Source organism: Streptomyces sp. NPDC026246, from assembly GCF_055567995.1.
Map to the genome: position 1 here is coordinate 238,998 of NZ_JBVHPJ010000002.1, position 16,085 is coordinate 255,082.

Consider the following 16,085-nt stretch of genomic DNA (forward strand, 5'->3'; position numbering starts at 1 on the left):
GGGGCGGGAACCTACCGGAACCGCCGCGGGGGCCGGTGGTCTTCACGACAGCGGCACGCATTCCGACCGGTTCCCCGACGGTTGAACGGCCTCCGTGTGGTCTCCGTATGAGAGGGCGGCCCGTGCTCCTTGCGCGGGCCGCCCTCGCACGCCGGGTCCGGCCGCCCCCGGCGGACCCGCCTCACACGGAGGTTCCATGGCCGACAAGGTCACCTCGCTGTTCCGCAGCACCGCGGCACACAGCCCTTCGATGGCGGCGCTGACACGCGAGGGCGGCGACGGAGCCGGGCCGGTGGACTTCTGCATCCCCTGCAACCCCTACTTCCCCACCCCGGCCATGTTCGAGGACATGGCCGCCAGGCTGCGCGACATCATCACGTACTACCCGAGCAGCGCGGACACCATCACCGCCGAGCTGTGCAGCCTGCTGCAACTGCCGCCGCAGTGCGTGGCGATGGGCAACGGCTCGACCGAGCTGATCACCTGGATCGACCACCTGCTGGTGCGCGAGTCCCTCGCCGTCCCCGTCCCCACGTTCGGCCGCTGGACCGACCAGCCCATGGAGACCGGCAAGCGGGTCGACATGTTCCCGCTCCAGGAGTCCAGCGGCTTCGCCCTCGACCTCGCCCAGTACGCCGAGTTCATCCGCGCCCGCGGCACCCGGGTCGCCGTCGTCTGCAACCCCAACAATCCGGACGGCGGCTACCTGCACAAGCACTCCGTCGTGCAGTTCATGGACGCCATGGCCGACCTCGACCTGATCGTCGTCGACGAGTCGTTCCTGGAGTTCGCCGACGCCGAGGCCGAGCCGTCCGTCGTCCAGGAGGCGATGCTGCGGCCCAACGTGGTCGTCCTGCGCAGCCTCGGCAAGAACTTCGGACTGCACGGCATCCGCTTCGGCTACCTCGTCGCCAATCCGGCGCTGGCCGGCCGCGTCCGCTCCATGCTGCCCAAGTGGAACCTCAACTCCTTCGCCGAGCACGTGGTGTTCATGCTGAAGGAGCACGGCGCCGAGTACGCGCAGAGCCTGCACCAGGTGCGCCGGGACCGGCTGGACATGGCGTCCCAGCTCTCGTCCCTGCCGGGGCTGACGGTCTACCCCTCGCAGGGCAACTTCCTCTTCGTGCGCCTGCCCGTGGGCGCCGAGGGCACCGTGGTCCGCGACCGGATGCTCACCGAGCACCGGATCCTGGTCCGCGAGTGCGGCAACAAGATCGGTTCGTCCAGCCGCTTCCTGCGTCTCGTGGTGCGCCCCCAGGTGGACGTGCGTCGCCTGGTGTCCGGCCTGGAACAGGTGCTCTACGGGACGTCCAGGAGGGGAGCCGCCGTACCCGAGCCGGGCAACGGGACCAGCTACAGCTCGGGTACGGCGGCCGTGGACCGGCTGATGAGCGAGACGAACGGGTCGGGGATGCAGGGTCTGGCCGCCCATGTCGCGGCGGTGGGCCCGGGCGCGCCGGGGACCGCCGGCACCGGGGTGCCGCTCCCCGCCGCGGCGTCCGCCCTGCCGTCGGGCCACGACGGCGGGACACGGGTGCCGGCCGCACCCCAGCCGTTGGCCGCCCCCCAGCCCTCCCCCGTCCCCGTGCCGCAGCCCGCTCCCCTGCCCACGCCGCAGCCCGTCCCCCAGCCGGCGCCGCAGCCGGTGCCGCAGCCGGTGCCGCAGCCCGGCCCGGGGCAGCCGCTCGCCCCGGCGGCCTCGCCGTTCCCGGGGCAGCCGCTCACTCCGGCGCAGCCACTCGCCCCGGCACAACCACTCGCTCCGGCCCAGCCGTTCGCCCCGGCCCAGCCGTTCGCCCCGGCGGCGCAGATTCCGGCCCCGGCGCCCGCGCCCGCGCCCATGGCCACCGGCCCGACACCGCCCGGTGTGCCGGCACGTGGCGGTCTCACGGCCGCCCAGGTCCGTGGGACGAACGGCCTGTCACCGGCCCCCGCCACCGGCTGGCCCGCAGCGCAGAACTGGCCCAACGCGGCCGGCATGGGCCAGACCGGCTAGCCGCACCGCACCGCACCTTCGGCCGGCGGGCCGCGCGCCCGCCGGCCGTTCGCCGTTCCCGGGAGCGGCGCCCGCCCCGGGGCGTACTCCGCACTGCCCGCCGGCACGCGCGTCCGCCTGTGCCGCGGCAGCGGTCCCGCAGTAGCGTTCATCACCGTTCATTGCAATGCAACATGAGAGCGACGTTGCATTATCCGTCAGAACGGTTGCAACGATTTCCTGCACTTGAACTGCATAAACGCAATTCGCATGCAACAAGTACGTTGCCACTCTTGTGAATGCAACGTAGCGTTTCTCTTGCCGGAAACAGCGGTCGAAGGAGAGACGTCATGCAGCAGTTCCCCACCCCCAAGCCCGTCACCACCGTGCTGGACGTCCCTGCGGGCCGCATCCGCTTCATCGCCGCCGACCGCGACGACACCACCGTCGAGATCCTGCCCGCCGACGCGTCCAGGGGCCGCGATGTGAAGGCCGCGGAGCAGATCTCGGTCGCCTACGCCGACGGCGTCCTGCGCATCACGGCCCCCGCGCCCAAGAACCGGCTCCTCGGCTCCTCCTCCGGGGCCGTCGAGGTGACCGTGCAGCTTCCCAGCGGGTCCCACGTCCAGGCCCGGACGGCCGCCGCCGAACTGCGGGGCGTCGGACGGCTCGGCGACGTGACCTTCGAGGGCGCCCAGGGGCCGGTCAAGCTCGACGAGACCGCGGCCGCCCGGATCGGTGTCCAGGCCGGCGACATCTCGGTCGGGCGTCTGGGCGGCCCCGCCGAGGTCGCCGTGCAGAAGGGCGACATCCGGATCGCCGAGGCCGTGCGGGGCGCGTTCACGCTGCGCACCCAGCACGGCGACATCTCGGTCGGCGCCGCCCCGGGCGTCTCGGCCTCCCTGGACGCCGGCACCACCTACGGCCGGATCCACAACTCGCTGAAGAACGCCGACGGCGCCGCCGCCGGACTGACCATCCACGCCACCACCGCCTACGGCGACGTCACCGCCCGCAGCCTGTAGAGGAGACCACCCATGACCACCCCGGCGATCGCGGCGAACGGGCTGCGCAAGTCCTACGGCGACAAGACCGTCCTGGACGGTGTCGACTTCACCGTCCCGGAGGGGACGATCTTCTCCCTGCTCGGCCCGAACGGGGCCGGCAAGACCACCGCCGTCAAGATCCTCTCCACGCTCGTCCGGGCCGACGGCGGGCAGGCCCGGGTCGCGGGCCACGACCTCACCACCCAGCCGCAGGCCGTCCGGGGCGCGATCGGTGTCACCGGCCAGTTCTCGGCCGTCGACGGCCTGATCACCGGCGAGGAGAACATGCTCCTCATGGCCGACCTGCACCACCTGTCCAAGCCCGAAGGGCGGCGCGTGGTCGCCGAGTTGCTGGAGCGCTTCGACCTCACCGAGGCTGCCCGCAAGCCCGCCTCCACCTACTCGGGCGGCATGAAGCGCCGTCTGGACATCGCCATGACGCTGGTCGGCTCGCCGCGGGTGATCTTCCTCGACGAACCCACCACGGGACTGGACCCCCGCTCCCGCCACACGATGTGGCAGATCATCCGGGAGCTGGTGTCCGGCGGTGTCACCGTCTTCCTCACCACCCAGTACCTGGAGGAGGCGGACGAACTCGCCGACCGCATCGCGGTCCTGCACGACGGCCGCATCGCGGCCGAGGGCACCGCGGAGGAGCTGAAGCGGATCGTCCCGGGCGGACACGTGCGCCTCCGCTTCACCGACCCGGGCGCCTACCGGTCGGCCGCGGCGACGCTGGGCGGAGCCGTCCAGGACGACGAGGCCCTGGCCCTGCAGATCCCCAGCGACGGCAGCCAGCGCGCCCTGCGCCTGATCCTCGACCGGCTCGACGCCGCCGGTGTCGAGGCCGACGAACTGACCGTGCACACCCCCGACCTCGACGACGTGTTCTTCGCCCTCACCGGCGACGCCCGCGTCCCGCACCAGACGAACCAGCCCGAGGAGGCTGCCCGATGAGCTCGCTCGCCCTCGCCGTACGCGACTCCACCACGATGCTGCGCCGCAACCTCCTGCACGCGCGGCGCTACCCCTCGCTCACGCTGAACCTGCTGATGACGCCGATCATGCTGCTGCTGCTGTTCGTCTACATCTTCGGCGACACCATGAGCGCGGGCATCGGCGGCGGGGGCCCGGACCGGTCCGTCTACATCGCCTACATCGTGCCGGGCGTGCTGCTGATGACCATCGGCAGCACCACGATCGGCACCGCCGTCTCCGTCTCCAACGACATGTCCGAAGGCATCATCGCCCGGTTCCGCACCATGGCCATCCACCGCGGCTCGGTCCTGGTCGGCCATGTCGTCGGCAGCGTGCTCCAGTCGGTCGCCAGCGTGGTCCTGGTGGGCGCCGTGGGCGTGGCCATCGGCTTCCGTTCCACCGACGCCACCGTCCTGGAGTGGCTCGCGGCGTTCGGACTGCTGGTGCTGTTCGCCCTGGCGTTCACCTGGATCGCGGTCGGCATGGGCCTGGTGAGTCCCAACGCCGAGGCCGCCAGCAACAACGCCATGCCGCTGATCCTGCTGCCGCTGCTGTCCAGCGCGTTCGTCCCGCTCGACTCGATGCCCGGCTGGTTCCGGCCGTTCGCCGAGTACCAGCCCTTCACGCCGGCCATCGAGACCCTGCGCGGACTGCTGCTCGGCACCGAGATCGGGCACAACGGCTGGCTCGCCGTCGGCTGGTGCCTGGCCCTGGCGGTGCTCGGCTACTTCTGGGCCGCGGCCAAGTTCGGCAACGACCCGAAGTAGCGGGCGAGCCCGCACGATCCACCGCACCCCTCGAGGGCGGCGCACCCCGGCGACGGCCGGGGTGCGCCGCCCTCTTCGGCCGTTCGTCAACGGCGCCCGCCGCACTCCCAGTCGTGCACCTCGACACTGGCGTACCGCTCCGGGGTCAGCACGGCACGCGCGCCTGCCGCATCGGGGGCCCGCACCAGGGCCGCCGTCCCCAGCCACACGTCACCGTCGTCGGACAACAGCGGCCCGTACGCGATCAGTTCGTCCCGCAGGGCCTCGGACACCTCCAGGTCGGCTCCGTCACCACCCGAGCCCAGCCCGAGGACGAGGTACCGGCTGCCGCCGGTGCGCCCACCGGGGAACTGCGCCATCGTCCGGCCCAGCAGGTTGCGCCACCGCCGGAGCAGGACGTCGCGGTAGACGCCGGCCTGGTGGTTGGGCTCGCCGAAGGCGAACGCGCGGGCCGCGGCGGGGTCGGGCAGACCGACGATGTGGACGCTGCCGGTGGGGGTCTGCCCGTCCTCGGCGAACGTCGGCCCCCGCGCGATCAGTTCGGCCTCGTAGCGGTCCATGTAGGCCCAGTGCGCCTCGCCCAGTTCCTCGCGCAGCGGCAGGGAGCCGGGCCGGTCGCGGTGGTAGCAGAAGAACTCCATGGCTCATCCAACTCCAGTGGCTACCCTCGTGTCTCCCGTCGCCGTCATCACAGGAGAGCCGACCGTGCGCAGCGCCGCCGTCACGCCCGAGGACGATCGCATCCGCTGGGTCGAACTGCCCGGCCGGGAACCGGCCCGCGTCTACGTGCACGGCCTGGGGGCCACGTCGGCCGCCTACTTCACGGCGGCCGCCGTCGATCCCCGTCTGGCCGGGCACCGTTGCCTGCTGGTCGACCTGCTCGGGCACGGCATCAGCGACCGCCCGGCGCACTTCCCCTACACGCTGGAGTCCCACGCCGACGCGCTCGCCACCGCCCTCACTGCAGCGGGCGTGACGGGCGCGGAACTGATCGCCCACAGCATGGGCGGCTCGGTCGCGATCGTCCTGGCCGCCCGCCACCCCGGCCTGGTGTCGCGGCTGGTGCTGATCGACGCCAACCTCGACCCGCTCCCCCGCGTCCCGGGCGCCCCGGGCAGCAGCGGCATCGCGGCCCAGTCCGAGCGGGAGTTCCTGGACGGCGGGTGGGAGCGGGTCCGCGACCGGGCCGGGGCCCACTGGTGGTCCACCATGCGCCTGGCCGGCCGCGAGGCCCTGCACCGCAGCGCGTACCACCTCACCCGGGGGACGACCCCGGCCATGCGCGAACTGCTGCGGGAACTGCGGATCCCCCGCACGATCCTGCTCCCGGAGGCCGACGGCCCGCTGCCGGGCGGCGAGGCGCTGGAGCGGGCGGGCGTGTCCGTCGTCGCGGTCCCCGACTGCGGCCACAACATCATGCTGGACAACCCCGAGGGCTTCGTACGGGCGACGGCGGCGGCACTGGCGGCTCCACCGGCGGGCCGGGCGCGGTCGTGACGGCACCCCGGGAGTACCCGGGCGCGCGGGCCGAGCCGATCCCGCGCGCCCGGCTCCCTCAGGCCATCAGGACTTCTTCTCCGGGCACTCCTTCCACGCCATGTGGTAGACGGTGCTGATGTCCCCGTCGGTCGAGTCCATGGTCATGAAGCTGACCTTGTCGGCCGACTGCGTACCGGCGTTGACGCGGATCTCCGTGTTGATGTTGAAGTTGCGCTGCACCCCGCAGGGGGCCCAGACCAGTTGGGCCCAGTCCGTCTCGTCCGTGGCCTGCCAGTTGTCGTTGTAGGGGCCGCTGAAGGGGTGGTTGCGGTAGGCCGTGCTCGACGAGCCCTGGAAGTAGTACGACGCCCGCTGGGTCGCGCTCGCGCCGCGCTGGAGTGCGGCGAAGCCGCGGTAGTCGGCGCTGGCGATGGCGTACGTGAAGCCCGAGGGCACGTGGACGATCAGGTTGAGCTGGCAGTTCCTGCGGAAGGCGGTGGGGTCGGAGTTGCCCCCGGCCTGGGCGAGGTAGTCGCTGTAGGTCACCGTGAACGCCGTGTTGTCCTCGGAGACGGCCACCGCGGCGGTGCCCTGCGGGCAGCCGGAGCCGTTCACCGTGGCGACCTTGATGACGATCTTGTCCGGGGGCGGGTCGACGAACCCGGAGGAGGGCGGTTGTGCGGGAAGTGCGCTGGTGAGCAGCGCGGCGATCGCGCCGCTCAGGAGCAGGCCACCGGCCATGGTTCTCCCATCCGTGCGTGGGGGGTGGAGTGTGACGGACCATGCGTCTCGCATGAACATGCGCATGACAAGCAGCCCGGCGCATGCGCCCCCGGTTGTGACTGTTCCGTGGAGGAGCCGTGAAGGCCGGGGGCGGTGGCATCGTACGCAGGGCCGCAGGCACCGGCCAGGGCGCTGTCCGGCCATTCACACTGGCGGAAAGGCCACCGGCCCGCGTGCGGCACGCTCGCCCGCCGCCCGGCGGAACGGGCCCCTTCGCGCACTCCCCGGCCCGGGTCGTGCCCGAGGGCGCATAAGGTGCGTTGCACACGTGCGTCGGCGGGTGCGCACCGCACACCGGCGTCAGAGCGAGGACACCCCGGGGACGGAATGAGGATCACGCATCGCGCGGCGGACGGCCGCGGCCCCTCAGGGGTTCTCCCAGGCCGCCGGTTCCGCCGCCAGCCGCTCCACCGGCTCGGGCAGGGCCCCGGCCGCCAGGTCGGCGATCGTCACGCCCTCCAGGATCCTGCGCACGTTGGCCCGCAGCGCGATCCACAGCGGCAGCAGCGGCTCGGCGGTGCCCGAGTAGGCCAGGCCGGTCGGCCGTTCCCCGCGGACCGAGACGATCGGGCCGTCCACGGCCCGGATCACGTCCGCGACGCTGATCCGGTCCGCCTCCCGGGCCAGCCGGTACCCCCCGCCCCCGCCCCGGCGGCTGTCGACGACACCGGCCCGCCGCAGGTCTCCGAGGATGCCCTCGAGGAACTTGTGGGGGATGTCCTGCGCGGTGGCCACGGCCTCCGCCTTGACCGGCCCCTCATCCTGCCGCGCGGCCAGTTCCACGACCGCTCGTACCGCGTAGTCCGCACGTGCCGAGATCCTCATAGGACCATTGTCGCGGTCACCCTGTAGACATGGACGCACCACCGGCACCCGGGCCGGCGACGGCGGCCCCGCGGCAGCCGCGGAACACCGGCCCCACGCAAGGCATGGCACAACAGGAGGCGCTCCCTTGGAGCTCAGCAGGCGCACCTTTCACGCGCTCGCCGGCACGGCGGCGCTCGGCTTCGCGCTGACCGGCAGCGGGTCGCCGAGCTCCGCGAACCAGGGCCGGCCCGTACGCACCGGCCCGCCGCCGCCGGTACCGAGCGCCGACGGCCGGCCGCACGAGATCCGCTTCGACCGGCACTCGCTGCTGGTGGACGGCCGGCGGCTGGTGCTCTGGTCGGGCGAGATGCACCCGTTCCGGCTGCCCAGCCCCTCCCTGTGGCGGGACGTGCTGCAGAAGATGCGCGCCCACGGCCACAACGCCGTGACCGCGTGCGTCGCCTGGAACGTCCACTCCGCCGCGCCGGGGCGGTACGACTTCTCGGGCGTGCGCGACCTCGGCCTGTTCCTGCGCACGGCCGCCGAGACCGGCCTGTACGTCGTGCTGCGGCCCGGCCCCCACATCGGCGCCGACGTCGACGCGGGCGGCTTCCCCGGCTGGCTGACCGCCACCGAGGGCCGCGCCCGGACCACCGACCCCGCCTTCCTGCGGTACGCCGACGAGTGGCTGACGGCCGTCAACGGAGTCGTCGCCAAGCACCTGTTCACCCGGGGCACGGGCACGGTCCTGCTCTACGGCCTCGAGGACGCCCCCGGCGGCGCCGACGCCCCGGCCCGCAGCGCCTACCTGTCCCACCTGTACGAGAAGGTCCGCGCCGACGGCATCGACGTACCGCTGTTCCACGCCGCCGCGGCCGGCCGCGCGCAGGGCTCCGGTGAAGTGGCCCCCGTCCGAGGGTACTTCGCTGGCGGTGCGACCCGGCCCGCCGGGCGCGCACCCGCGTTCCTGCCGCAGATCCCGGGCGGCACGGCCGACCCCTGGGGCGGCTCCGTGCTCGGCGGCAAGGGCTACGCCGAGGCCCGCCGGACCCACGACGCCGCGTACGAGCGGCGCACCTGCCTCGCCCATCTCGCCGACGGCGTCACGCTGCACAACGTCCGCATGACCTACGGCGGGACCTCCTGGGGCTGGCTGCCCGCACCGGCCGTCTACACCTCCTACGACTACGGTGCCGCCTTCGACGAGGCCCGCAACGCCACCCCGAAACTCGCCGCGACGCACCAGCTCGGGCAGTTGCTGCGGTCCGTGCCCGACCTCGCCCGGCTGAACCCCGGGCGTGCGGTCCGGGCCGCCGACGAGCGGATCCAGGTGCGGCACCTGACCAACCCGGACACCGGCGCCCACGTCTACGTCCTGCGCAACGACACCGACGAGCCGGTCTCCTCCACCCTCCCGGACGCCGGGATCGACGTCCCGGTCACCGTCCCGGCCCGGGACGCCAAGCTCATCGCGGCCGATCTCCGCCTCGGCAGGCGGACGTTGGTGTACTCCTCCGTGCAGCCGATGCTGAGCCTGACCGCGGGCCGGCAGGACATCGCCGTCTTCGCCGGCCGGCACGGCGACCTGGCCCAGGTCGTGCTGGACTGCGCGGACGAGCCGACGCCCATGCGGCTGGACACGGAGCCGGCCTGGGCGTACAACCTCGGCAAGCTGAACGTCTCCGTCCCGCTGGGCGCCGGCGGCCTGAGCCGGGTACGGGTCGAGGGCGACGGCGTCGACACCCCGATGCTGCTGCTGTTCGCCGACGACGCCACCGCCCTGCGGCTGTGGCCCTACGAGACGCCGTCCGGGGCGCTGCTGGTCTACGGCCCGGCCCTGCTGCGCTCGGCCGTCCTGCGCGACTCCACGGTCCACCTCACCGGCGACACCGTCGGCGCCACCGGCCTGGAGGTCTGGGGGCCGCGCGGCATCACCCACGTCACCTGGAACGGGCGCCCGGTGCCCGTCCGCGTCAGCGCCTCCGGCAGCCTGCTGGCGCTGCGCCCGCTGCCCGGCGTGACCCGCCCGGCGCTGCCCGCCCTGACCGGCTGGCGGCGGCGCACCGAGAACCCGGAGGCCGACCCCGGCTTCGACGACGCGGACTGGGCGGAGGCCGACCGCACGACGTCCTTCAGCAGCACGCCCGTGCCGGACGGGCAGCCCGTGCTGTTCGCCGACGACTACGGCTTCCACTACGGCGACGTCTGGTACCGGGGCGAGTGGACGGGCGGTGGCGGCGCCGAGTCCGTCTCCCTGTCCTACAGCACCGGCACGCAGGGTCTGCTGATGGCCTGGCTGGACGGGGAGCCGCTGGGCACGCACCGCATGCCCGTGCCGGACCGGGAGCGCGCCGGGCAGGGCACGTGGACGGCCGAGGCCGTCTTCGCCCTGCCGGAGGGACTGCGCGAGCGGCTGCGCGCTCGGCCCCGGGCACGGCACGTGCTGTCCGTGCTCGTCCGGCCGATGCAGCACGACACGGACGAGGGCGCGCGCGACACCCACAAGGCCGCGCGCGGGCTCACCGCCGTGACCTTCCGGGGCGCCTCCCCGAAGGTGACCTGGCGCATCCAGGGCGCCGCCGTGCCCGACCCGGTGCGCGGCGCGCCGAACAACGGCGGCCTGTACGGGGAGCGGGCGGGCTGGCACCTGCCGGACCACGACGACCGGGACTGGAAGGACGCGGAACTGCCGCGGGCGGACCGGCGGCAGGGCGTCACCTGGTACCGCACGGACTTCCGGCTGGATGTCGCCCCGGGCGTGGACGCCTCGGTCGGCCTGGTCCTCGAGGACGACCCCGAGCGCGCCTACCGCGTGCAGCTCTTCCTCAACGGCTGGAACCTGGGCCAGTACCTCAACGACGTAGGGCCGCAGCACACCTTCGTGCTGCCGAACGGGATTCTGCGCACACGTGGTGCCAACACACTGGCGCTGGCGGTGCTGTCCGACGGGACGACCCCCTCCGGGCCGGGCCAGGTGCGGCTGACCCTGCTGGGCGCCGCGGCGGGAGGGGTGCCCGTCACGCCGGTGTGAGGGAGCCCGGGGCCGTCACGCAAGCCGGATCACGTTCCAGGACAGCGGCTCCAGGACGGCGTTCAGCGTGCCGTCCCGCAGGACCGTGCCGTCGACCGGGTGGGGGGCGACCCGCTCCGGGTCGGCGAGGGTGTTGCGCGCGTCGGGGTCGGCGTCGGCGAGGGCGCTGTGCTCGATCACCGACGACAGCTCGAGGGCGCCCAGGGTGACCTCCAGCGGCAGCGCCTCGGTCCGGCCCCGGTTGACGGCGAACACGGTGACCGACCCGTCCTCGCCGCGGACGGCGGTGGCGTGCAGCAGATCGGTCTCGCCGTACTTCGCCGTGTCGTACGCCGGGGAGTCCACCCGGACGTCGAGGACCTCGCCGCGGCCGTACCGCGACGCCTGCGCGAAGGGGAAGAACGTGGTCTGCCGCCAGGCCGGGCCGCCCGGTTCGGTCATGATCGGCGCGATGACGTTGACGAGCTGGGCGAGGCAGGCGACGGTGACGCGGTCGGCGTGCCGGAGCAGGGCGATGAGGAGCGAGCCGAACACGACCGCGTCCGTGACGCTGTAGTGGTCCTCCAGCAGCCGCGGCGCCTCGGGCCAGTCGTCCTGCGCGAAGGCCCGGGCGCGGGCCTCCCACTCGGGCAGGTACCAGACGTTCCACTCGTCGAAGGAGAGGCTGATCCGCTTCCTCGACTTCAGCCGCGCGCCCACGTGGTCGGCGGTCGCGACCACGTCGTCGATGAAGGACTCCATGTCGACGGCGGAGGCGAGGAAGGAGTCGAGGTCGCCGTCCTGCGGCCAGTAGTAGGCGTGCAGGGAGACGTGGTCGACGAGGTCGTACGTCTCCTCCAGGACCGTGGCCTCCCAGGCGGCGAAGGTGGGCATGGACCGGTGGGAGGAACCGCAGGCCACCAGCTCGATCCCGGGATCCTGCTGCCGCATGGCCCGGGCGGTCTCGGCGGCGAGGCGGCCGTACTCCCGGGCCGTCTTGTGGCCGGTCTGCCAGGGGCCGTCCATCTCGTTGCCCAGGCACCACAGCCGGATGCCGAAGGGGTCCTTGTCGCCGTGGGCGGCGCGCAGGTCCGACAGGGCGGTGCCGCCGGGGTGATTGGCGTACTCCTGCAGTTCCAGGGCCTCGGCGACGCCGCGCGTACCGAGGTTGACGGCGAGCATCGGCTCGGTGTCCGGGCCGATCTTGCGCAGGAGGTCCATGTACTCGGACAGGCCGAAGCGGTTCGTCTCGGTGGAGTGCCAGGCCAGGTCGAGGCGGCGGGGCCGGTCCTCGGCCGGGCCGACCGAGTCCTCCCACCTGTAGCCGGAGACGAAGTTGCCGCCGGGGTAGCGGACGGCGGTGACGCCGAGTTCACGGACCAGGCCGAGGACGTCCCGGCGCAGGCCCTTGTCGTCGGCGGTGGGATGGCCGGGTTCGAAGACGCCGGTGTAGACGCAGCGGCCCAGGTGCTCCACGAAGGAGCCGAAGAGGCGGGGGTTCACTTCGCCGACGGTGAATGCGGGGTCCAGGGTGAAGCGGGCGGCTCGCATGGTCGCCTTTCGGGTCGGGGTGAGGCGGTCCGAGTCGGGGGCGGCGGGAGGCGTTCGACATATCGAGCATGGGTCGCTTTTCCGAACGGGACCGTAGGTTCGAAGCCGGGGCGCGTCAATGGGTTCCGCGCGGCGCTCGCGCGCCTCGGGCGCCCGATCGCATGACGCGCACACTTTCGGGCGCGTAGTCTCGGACGCGCTGCCCAGCCGTCGGCCGGGGGTGAGAAGGGGGAGCGATGGACATCGCGGGCGCGCGGACGATGGCCGCCCGAGTCACCGCCGCACTCGGGCGTTCCCGCAGCGGCTCCGCCCTGCGCGGCCTGGCCGCCGAGCTCTCCGCCGCGGTCCGCAGGAGACCTCAAGCTCCCGCCAGCGTAAGGGAGTTGTGCGGGGCGCTGTGCGAGGAGATGAGTGCGCGGCGGGGTGGCCGTCCCGTGCAGCTGCGGTTCGAGCGGTTCCCGGACGAGATCGAAGTGACGGGGCTGTGGGTCGAGTTCCAGGACTTCGACCTGATCATCGTCGAGGAGCGGGCCGAGGCGGTCCAGCAACTGGTGATACTGGGCCACGAGTTGTGGCATCTGCACGCCGGGCACGGCCATCACCGCGGGGCCGGCACGGCAGCGGCCCACGCGTTCGCCGGCCGGCCGGGCTGGCAGGACGTCGCACTGGCGGTGGCGGCCCGCCACGGCTCCCGGGAGCGGGACGAGGCGGAGGCCGACGCGTTCGGACACCGGCTGGCGGCGGGGTGCCGGGCGTTGCTGCCCGGCGAGCGCGGCCCGGACGTGCCCCTGGAACCCGTGCAGCGGTCGCTGGGCTACCGGGGGCCGCGAGGAGGTACGGCACCGTGACGACGGTGGCGCTGACGCCGGTCGAGTTCGTCAACCAGTTCTATCCGAACTTCTGGTGGATCCCCGCCGGGATCCTGGCCGCCGCCCTGGCCATCAAGCTGCCCAGCATCATCCGGCTCTGGAAGGACCCGCTGCTGCGCGCGGTCGGCGGGCTGCTGCTGCTCGCCTGTGCGGTGTTCGTGTTCGTCGCGCCGTCGACGATCGCCCGGGTCAACCGGCTGACCGGAGTGGCGAACTTCTCCGGCCCGTGGGTCTACTCGCTGCTCACCGCGTTCTGCGCGTTCTGCCTGCTGCTGATCATCACCTGGCGCAACGGCCTGGCCGACCGCTCCGACCGCACGCGGCGCGCGATGCGCGGCGTCGTGGTCGTCTACTCGTGCGTGATCGCCGCGATGTGGGTGCTGTTCGCCCTCGCGGACGTGCCGGAGGAGCGGCTGCGGGATCTCGACACGTACTACGCCAACACCCCGTACATCCGCGAGATGATCGTGCTCTACCTGCTCGCGCACACCGTGGCGGCGGTGGTCACCAACGGGCTGATCTGGAACTGGATCCGCACCGACGGACTGGACTCGCTGCTGCGCTGGGGGCTGAAGTTCCTCGGCGTCGGCTATGCCGCGCAGTTGTTCTTCGACGCGGCCAAACTGACGGCCGTGGCGGCCCGCTGGGCCGGGCACGACCTGGACTGGCTGAGCACCGCCGTCGCCCCGCCGCTCGCCTGCCTGTCCGCCGTGCTGATAGCGGTCGGCTTCATCATCCCGCACGCCGGGCAGTACCTCCACGGCCGCTGGCACGTCCGGCTCGCGTACCACGAACTGCGGCCGCTGTACCAGTTGATGAAGACGGTCGACGGCGAGGGGGTCCCGTTCCTGCTGCGCGCCACTCCGGAGTTGCGGCTGGTCCGGCGGGAGACGTTCATCCGGGACTGCCTGCTGCCGCTCGCCCGGTACGTCGACGAGGACCGGCGCGAGAGGTACCAGGACGCCGCCCTCGCCCTCGGGCACCCGCCCGACCGGGCCAAGGCACTGGCCGCGACCGCGGCGATCCTGGACGCGGTCGACGCCAGGAGCCGGACGAAGGAGGACGACGGCGCCGGCGCGCGTGACACCACGGACCTGCTGCGCGAGATCGGCGCGGTGTCCCGGGCCCTGCGCCGCACGGAGGACCTCCGGGCGATCCGCGCCCGGGTACCCGACCCCGCGGACGGCAGGTCGCTCACGGGCTGACGGCCTTTGCCCGTGGCCGGATTCGGCGGGGACCCGTACCGGGGGGTGGCGGGCACGGTACGTGAAGGTACGGTGAGAGCCGTCCGGAACAGGAGCCTGCATGGCTCGAAACCGTTGCCCGCGTGGGGCGTTGCGCGGCGCGCGGCGGTGGCCGGGCGCCGGGGAGAGCCCTCAGGGCGGGGGAGCCGTCATGGCTGAGTGCGAGGAGTCGCATGTCGCGTAGAGCTGTCGTCATCGGTGCGGGACTGGCCGGCATGCTGGCCGCGGCGGCGCTGTCCGCCGTCGCGGACGAGGTGGTCGTGCTCGACCGCGACGACCTGCCCGAGGGGCCGGAGCACCGCAAGGGCCTGCCGCAGGGACGTCACGCGCATCTCCTCCTGGCCGGCGGACTGGCCTCGATGGAGGACCTGGTGCCCGGCGTGAGCATGCGCAAGCACCTGCTCGCCGCCGGCGCGCACGAGATATCCCTCGGCTCGGGCATGGTCGCCCTCACCCCCGAGGGCTGGTTCCGGCGCTGGCGCCACCCCGGGCCGCGGATGCTGACCTGCACCCGGGCGCTGCTCGACTGGGTCGTGCGGGCCGCGGTGCTGGACCACACGGGCGTGGTGATCCGCAAGGCGCAGGTGCTGGAGCTGACCGGATCACGGGAGCGGGTGACGGGGGTCCGCCTCTCGACCGCCGCCGGGGACGAGGACCTCCCCGCCGACTTCGTGGTCGACGCCAGCGGGCGCGGCTCGCGGATCGTGACCTGGCTGGAAGGGCTGGGGATCGACGACGTGCGCGCGAGGACGGTGGACGCCGGCCTGGTCAACGCCACCCGCCTGTACCGCATGCCCGAGGGCGCCGAGCGCTTCCCGCTGACCATGGTGCAGGCCGATCCGTACCGGGGGCGGCCCGGCCGCAGCGGCATGGTGCTGCCGATCGAGGGCGACCGCTGGATGGTGAGCCTGGCCGGCACCCGCGGCGGCGGCGAACCGCCCTCCGACCCGGAGGCGTTCCTCCGGTACACCCTGGACCTGCCCGACCCGATCGTGGGCCGGCTGATCTCCGGCGCGGAACCGCTCACCGACGTCCACGTCAGCCGCAGCACCAGCAACCACCGCCGGTACCTGGAGAAGGTCCGCTCCTGGCCCGAGCGCCTCGTCGTCCTCGGCGACGCGCTGGCCACGTTCAACCCGGCCTACGGGCAGGGCATGTCGGTGGCGGCGCTCGAAGTCCGGGAACTGGAGCGGGAGGTGCGGCGGGCGGGCCTGGAGGCCCCCGGACTCGCCCGGCGGGTGCAGCGGCGGGCGGCCCGGCCGGTCCAGGCCGCGTGGACGATGGCGGTGAGTCAGGACGTCTGGTTCCCCGGCACGCGCGGGGGCTCCCCCGGCCTGGTCGACCGCCTGGTCACGGCGTACAGCCGCCGCATGATCCGCGCGGCGACCGGTTCGTACACCGCGGCGTCGGCGGTCTGGGACGTGATGAGCATGACGACCGGGCCGGAGCGGCTGCTCCGGCCCTCGACGGTCCTGGCGACGCTCAGCGGGCCGCCCCTGCCGCCGGCGGTGGGGGCACCGCTGACGGAGCGGGAGCGGACGATCCTGCGCGGACTGGACCGGACGGGACGCTGAGC

Annotated in this window: 13 protein-coding genes; 9 read left to right on the plus strand and 4 right to left on the minus strand. The window is 73.3% G+C overall.

The genetic code is table 11. The features are described from left to right. Positions 1-196 precede the first annotated feature (196 nt). The 4 genes from ACZ4M5_RS05210 to ACZ4M5_RS05225 all read left to right on the plus strand — a co-directional run bounded on the left by ACZ4M5_RS05210 (position 197) and on the right by ACZ4M5_RS05225 (position 4,766). Entirely contained in the window at positions 197-1,996 is a 1,800-nt protein-coding gene (locus ACZ4M5_RS05210) for a pyridoxal phosphate-dependent aminotransferase (RefSeq protein WP_467733273.1), read from the plus strand. A 329-nt stretch (positions 1,997-2,325) separates the two neighbouring features. After that, positions 2,326-3,000, plus strand: a complete 675-nt coding sequence (locus ACZ4M5_RS05215) for a DUF4097 family beta strand repeat-containing protein (protein ID WP_467733275.1) — start codon at positions 2,326-2,328, stop codon at positions 2,998-3,000. A 12-nt stretch (positions 3,001-3,012) separates the two neighbouring features. Continuing rightward, complete coding sequence (locus tag ACZ4M5_RS05220; protein ID WP_467733277.1) at positions 3,013-3,978, plus strand: ATP-binding cassette domain-containing protein; 966 nt, start codon at positions 3,013-3,015, stop codon at positions 3,976-3,978. After that, positions 3,975-4,766, plus strand: a complete 792-nt coding sequence (locus ACZ4M5_RS05225) for an ABC transporter permease (protein WP_467733279.1) — start codon at positions 3,975-3,977, stop codon at positions 4,764-4,766. Before ACZ4M5_RS05220 ends, ACZ4M5_RS05225 begins: the two co-directional genes overlap by 4 nt. Positions 4,767-4,852: 86 nt before the next feature. Here ACZ4M5_RS05225 and ACZ4M5_RS05230 read toward each other — a convergent pair whose 3' ends face one another. Then, a complete protein-coding gene (locus ACZ4M5_RS05230; RefSeq protein WP_467733281.1) occupies positions 4,853-5,407 on the minus strand; it encodes a YciI family protein in 555 nt (184 codons plus the stop codon). A gap of 64 nt (positions 5,408-5,471) precedes the next feature. On the opposite strand from ACZ4M5_RS05230, the gene ACZ4M5_RS05235 reads away from it, so the two are divergent. Continuing rightward, on the plus strand, positions 5,472-6,263 hold the full coding sequence (locus ACZ4M5_RS05235; RefSeq protein ID WP_467733283.1) for an alpha/beta fold hydrolase: 792 nt from the start codon (positions 5,472-5,474) through the stop codon (positions 6,261-6,263). 66 nt (positions 6,264-6,329) lie between these two features. Here the strand turns inward: ACZ4M5_RS05235 and ACZ4M5_RS05240 are convergent, their stop codons facing one another. Then, positions 6,330-6,986, minus strand: coding sequence for a DUF4360 domain-containing protein (locus tag ACZ4M5_RS05240; protein ID WP_398111412.1), 657 nt, complete (start codon positions 6,984-6,986; stop codon positions 6,330-6,332). A 408-nt stretch (positions 6,987-7,394) separates the two neighbouring features. Then, on the minus strand, positions 7,395-7,853 hold the full coding sequence (locus ACZ4M5_RS05245; protein WP_398111413.1) for an RrF2 family transcriptional regulator: 459 nt from the start codon (positions 7,851-7,853) through the stop codon (positions 7,395-7,397). A gap of 127 nt (positions 7,854-7,980) precedes the next feature. On the opposite strand from ACZ4M5_RS05245, the gene ACZ4M5_RS05250 reads away from it, so the two are divergent. Further along, positions 7,981-10,866 (plus strand): glycoside hydrolase family 35 protein, encoded by a 2,886-nt coding sequence (locus tag ACZ4M5_RS05250; protein WP_467733286.1) that lies wholly within the window; start codon positions 7,981-7,983, stop codon positions 10,864-10,866. 15 nt (positions 10,867-10,881) lie between these two features. Here the strand turns inward: ACZ4M5_RS05250 and arfA are convergent, their stop codons facing one another. Next, positions 10,882-12,396, minus strand: coding sequence for an arabinosylfuranosidase ArfA (gene arfA / locus ACZ4M5_RS05255; RefSeq protein WP_467733288.1), 1,515 nt, complete (start codon positions 12,394-12,396; stop codon positions 10,882-10,884). A 236-nt stretch (positions 12,397-12,632) separates the two neighbouring features. Here arfA and ACZ4M5_RS05260 point away from each other — a divergent pair, with 236 nt between their 5' ends. The 3 genes from ACZ4M5_RS05260 (at position 12,633) to ACZ4M5_RS05270 (ending at position 16,083) form a co-directional block, all read left to right on the plus strand. Then, positions 12,633-13,244 (plus strand): toxin-antitoxin system, toxin component family protein, encoded by a 612-nt coding sequence (locus ACZ4M5_RS05260; protein ID WP_467733290.1) that lies wholly within the window; start codon positions 12,633-12,635, stop codon positions 13,242-13,244. After that, positions 13,241-14,470: an MAB_1171c family putative transporter gene (locus tag ACZ4M5_RS05265; protein WP_467733292.1), complete on the plus strand. Its 1,230-nt coding sequence runs from the start codon at positions 13,241-13,243 to the stop codon at positions 14,468-14,470. The genes ACZ4M5_RS05260 and ACZ4M5_RS05265 overlap by 4 nt, the downstream gene beginning before the upstream one ends. A gap of 212 nt (positions 14,471-14,682) precedes the next feature. Next, complete coding sequence (locus ACZ4M5_RS05270) at positions 14,683-16,083, plus strand: NAD(P)/FAD-dependent oxidoreductase (RefSeq protein WP_467733294.1); 1,401 nt, start codon at positions 14,683-14,685, stop codon at positions 16,081-16,083. Positions 16,084-16,085: the final 2 nt, after the last annotated feature.

Coding starts and splice junctions, on each gene's coding strand:
- ACZ4M5_RS05210 (WP_467733273.1), top strand. CDS start 197: ATGGCCGACAAGGTCACCTCGCTGTTCCGCAGCACCGCGGCACACAGC.
- ACZ4M5_RS05215 (WP_467733275.1), top strand. CDS start 2,326: ATGCAGCAGTTCCCCACCCCCAAGCCCGTCACCACCGTGCTGGACGTC.
- ACZ4M5_RS05220 (WP_467733277.1), top strand. CDS start 3,013: ATGACCACCCCGGCGATCGCGGCGAACGGGCTGCGCAAGTCCTACGGC.
- ACZ4M5_RS05225 (WP_467733279.1), top strand. CDS start 3,975: ATGAGCTCGCTCGCCCTCGCCGTACGCGACTCCACCACGATGCTGCGC.
- ACZ4M5_RS05230 (WP_467733281.1), bottom strand. CDS start 5,407: ATGGAGTTCTTCTGCTACCACCGCGACCGGCCCGGCTCCCTGCCGCTG.
- ACZ4M5_RS05240 (WP_398111412.1), bottom strand. CDS start 6,986: ATGGCCGGTGGCCTGCTCCTGAGCGGCGCGATCGCCGCGCTGCTCACC.
- ACZ4M5_RS05245 (WP_398111413.1), bottom strand. CDS start 7,853: ATGAGGATCTCGGCACGTGCGGACTACGCGGTACGAGCGGTCGTGGAA.
- arfA (WP_467733288.1), bottom strand. CDS start 12,396: ATGCGAGCCGCCCGCTTCACCCTGGACCCCGCATTCACCGTCGGCGAA.
- ACZ4M5_RS05260 (WP_467733290.1), top strand. CDS start 12,633: ATGGACATCGCGGGCGCGCGGACGATGGCCGCCCGAGTCACCGCCGCA.
- ACZ4M5_RS05270 (WP_467733294.1), top strand. CDS start 14,683: ATGTCGCGTAGAGCTGTCGTCATCGGTGCGGGACTGGCCGGCATGCTG.